The organism is Desulfobacterales bacterium, from assembly GCA_028704555.1.
Classification (GTDB): Bacteria; Desulfobacterota; Desulfobacteria; order Desulfobacterales; family JAQWFD01; genus JAQWFD01.
The window spans coordinates 1-3,174 of sequence record JAQWFD010000089.1; the positions used below are offsets into that span (position 1 = coordinate 1).

5 protein-coding genes are annotated in these 3,174 nt (G+C 50.4%); 2 read left to right on the plus strand and 3 right to left on the minus strand.

The genetic code is table 11. From position 1 onward, the window contains the following. Positions 1-6: 6 nt before the first annotated feature. Genes PHQ97_16055 through PHQ97_16065 form a run of 3 tightly spaced genes read right to left on the minus strand, consistent with a single transcriptional unit; the run spans position 7 to position 2,363 of the window. Positions 7-537, minus strand: a complete 531-nt coding sequence (locus PHQ97_16055; GenBank protein ID MDD4394247.1) for a cyclase family protein — start codon at positions 535-537, stop codon at positions 7-9. Then, positions 538-1,647, minus strand: a complete 1,110-nt coding sequence (locus PHQ97_16060) for a SufD family Fe-S cluster assembly protein (GenBank protein ID MDD4394248.1) — start codon at positions 1,645-1,647, stop codon at positions 538-540. Continuing rightward, entirely contained in the window at positions 1,635-2,363 is a 729-nt protein-coding gene (locus PHQ97_16065) for an ABC transporter ATP-binding protein (GenBank protein ID MDD4394249.1), read from the minus strand. Before PHQ97_16065 ends, PHQ97_16060 begins: the two co-directional genes overlap by 13 nt. Between PHQ97_16065 and PHQ97_16070 the strand changes: the two genes are divergently transcribed. Together PHQ97_16070 and PHQ97_16075 are read left to right on the plus strand one after the other, a co-directional pair. Then, positions 2,362-2,712, plus strand: a complete 351-nt coding sequence (locus PHQ97_16070) for a hypothetical protein (protein ID MDD4394250.1) — start codon at positions 2,362-2,364, stop codon at positions 2,710-2,712. The genes PHQ97_16065 and PHQ97_16070 overlap by 2 nt on opposite strands. Before the next feature lie 52 nt (positions 2,713-2,764). Continuing rightward, on the plus strand, positions 2,765-3,174 hold a 410-nt coding region (locus PHQ97_16075; protein ID MDD4394251.1), incomplete at its 3' end, for a hypothetical protein.

A 3,174-nucleotide genomic window follows, 5' to 3' on the forward strand; every position in this document is an offset into this window, starting at 1 on the left:
GTAATATCATAGCATATCATCCAGTAAAACAACTCGTGCGGGCGAAGCATCCGCCCCTTCGATTTTCAGCGGAAGGGCGATCATCTGATACGCACCGTCCTGGATTTTCGAGAGATCGAGCATCTCGATGATCATCATCTCATTTTTCAGCAAAAACCGGTGAACATCATCATCTCCTATGGAGGGGGTATCACACCCGACTGTTTTCACTCCTTTGAGATGGAGCGTTTCAGCCGTTTCCAGAGATAATGGAACCGCATTTTTGAAAAGAACCGCCTTGCAGTTTTTTGCAGGCATCTTTGGTGAAGTAACGACCTCGGCAGGAGTGATCAGGTTTTCCAACTCCAGCTGGTCAACAGGGATTCCATTTTCAAAATAGTGTGAAGGGGCATCGATGTGGGTGCCGGTATGCGTGCTCAGGGAAAGGGATGAGATAAAGGCTTCTCCTGTTTTTATCCGGGTCAAAGAAAATTCCGGATCTCCGGGATACACATACATCCCGGAGTGCAGACCGGCACTCACATCATGGAGCTTCATCTAAAATCCGTGGTCAGCCGAGTCGATGGCATTCTCGATCTGCTTTTGCAGGGCATCCGGGAGGCCTTCGATCCTGACATCCAAAAATCCGCGGATGATCGTCGCCGTAGCTTCTTCCTCCGAAAGCCCGCGTGCCATAAGATACTCGATCTCATCTCTTGCAATCTTTCCGACAGCCGCTTCATGAGAGAGTTCGATGTCGACGACACGTCCGTCAATCTCGGGGATCGCGTGCATGATGCCGTCTTTTAATATAAGTCCGCGGCACTCGATGTGTCCTTTCGTCTGGGGGACTTCTGCGATGATGGCGCCGCGGGAGATGATCGTTCCGCCGTTGGTGATGGCACGGGTGACCAGTTCGGCGCTGGTGTTTTTCGCCTGAAGTACGGCCCGTGATCCCGCATCAATATGGGAACCGGCTCCGGCAACGATGACGCTCGAAAAGCGGGCGACTGCTCCTTCGCCTTTGAGATAGGCGGTCGGATACATCTGCACCATTTTAGTCGGGCGCATACACACATAGTTGGAAAGGAACGTCCCTCCCTCTTCGACAACGGTCGCCGTACGCGGGAAAACTTCGATCTCTTCGCCCCAGGTGTGGATCATCGTTGAGGTCACTTTGGCGTTTTTGCCGACATAGATCTCGTTGATCCCGTAGTGTGCTCCCTCTTTTGTTTTCAGAGAACTTGCACATCCTGCAATCAGATGGACCTCGGATCCCTCTTCGGCAATGACGATGTTGTGGACGGTCTGGATCGTGTCGCCCTGGAGAAACATGCAGCTTTGCAGCGGGAAGGTGGATTTTGCCCCTTTATGGGCGATGATGACATACCCTCTCTGCGGGTGGTCTGCGACATACTGTGTGTACTGATCTTTGTCTGCCGGGACAATGTTCCAGCAGTATTCCTTAAGCCACTCGTATTTTTCGAGTGCTTTTTCGATCATCAGCACCTCAACACCCTCTGTCTGCGATCCTGCGTGAAGGATGTGGTCATTTACGAGAAGAAAACTTCCCGCACGTCCCTCCATGGAATCGGTATGGATCCCTGTCAGGGCAAGGCGTTCTTTATCTTCGGGGCTGATCCCCGAGAATCCATTCATTTCCGGCATGCTATACAGTCCTTGTATCCTGATGATTTCACACTTTTAAGAATTTCACGCGGGTTTCCGCTGCACTGCAGATATCCGTCGATCAGAACATACCCGACATCCGCTTCAAGATAATCAAGAATGTATCCGGTGTGCGTAATGATGAGTCCTGATTTGGTACGGTTTTTCATGTGGATATCCTTTTCCAGAAGGGATGCGGCGGCTTTTCCAAGGAGAGCCATATTTTCCACATCCACGCCGCTTTCCGGCTCGTCGAGCATTACAAACGACGGGTTCTGAACAGTGAGCTGCAGGATCTCGCTGCGTTTGATCTCGCCGCCGGAAAAACCTGCATTGACATCCCGGTCAAGGAATTTGGTCATGTGCAGCTTTTCCACTATGTGTGGGATGCGGTCCTCATCGATATTATTTGTTGCAGCAATAAACTTCCCAAGTTTCAGACCGGAAATTGTGGGGGGCCGCTGAAACATGATGCCCATTCCGAGTTTGGCACGTTCATGGACGGGTTTATGCGTAACGTCGACGCCGTTGAAAATTATTTTGCCGGCGGTCACCTTGGAGGAGGCAAAGCCCATTATTGTACGAAGAAGCGTGGTTTTTCCCGATCCGTTTGGGCCAAGAAGAACATGGGTCTGTCCATCCGGCACGATCAGCGATATGCCGTGCAGAACTTCACGTCCGCCAACTTCCACATGCAGGTTTTCAATCTCAAGCATGAAAAATCAAGTAACTGATATGCTGTCTGTAATTGTAAAGATGTGTATTCAGACCCGGGTTCCTGACAGGGCAGGTTGGTTTTTCATCATTTTTTTGCATCGTGTTTTGAGCCAAATAAACTGGCAGATCCAAAAAATACCAGAAAATTGGGGATATTTTTCCAATGTAAAAACGGGTCGGGAGGCATTATCGCACCGCGCGGTTTGGGGTATATATACTTCCGGGTCGATTTTTGTGTATGACGAGCATTGCATTAAACTCGATCGCAAAACGTGCAGAAGGATACACCGTGATCCAGAGAAAAAATCAGCTCTCAAAGCTCTGCTGGTATGCATCAGACCGGTGTGAATCAGGTATGATGGAAAAAGATCAGGATTATCTTATATGCTGAAACGTTTGTATGCAGGTCCTCAGTAAGGCATTCACTCCCGGAATTCTTCTGAAAAACGAGACCCGGAAAAGATATTCGGGCGATCTGCCCGGTACAGTGGAGATGGATACTCCGGATGGGGTCTGTCTTGCAAAGGAAACCGTCTGGCCGTGCCCGGAATACCGGATTTCTGAAGAAACAATTAGGGATCGCTGCATGCAGGAACTGACGCTGATTCCAGGAATAGGTCCGGCACGCGCTGCCGTGTTTCGCAAAAAAGGATGCAGGTATCTGACCGATCTGGGACACACTGTCTGGAGCGGCAGTGCGTATGAGCTTGCTGAGGTGATCCAAAATGGTTCGCCCTCAGAGATATTCGGCATCTTCCAGGATGCGCACCGGGCAAACGACCCGCTTCTTCTGGGGTTTTCCCATGCCCT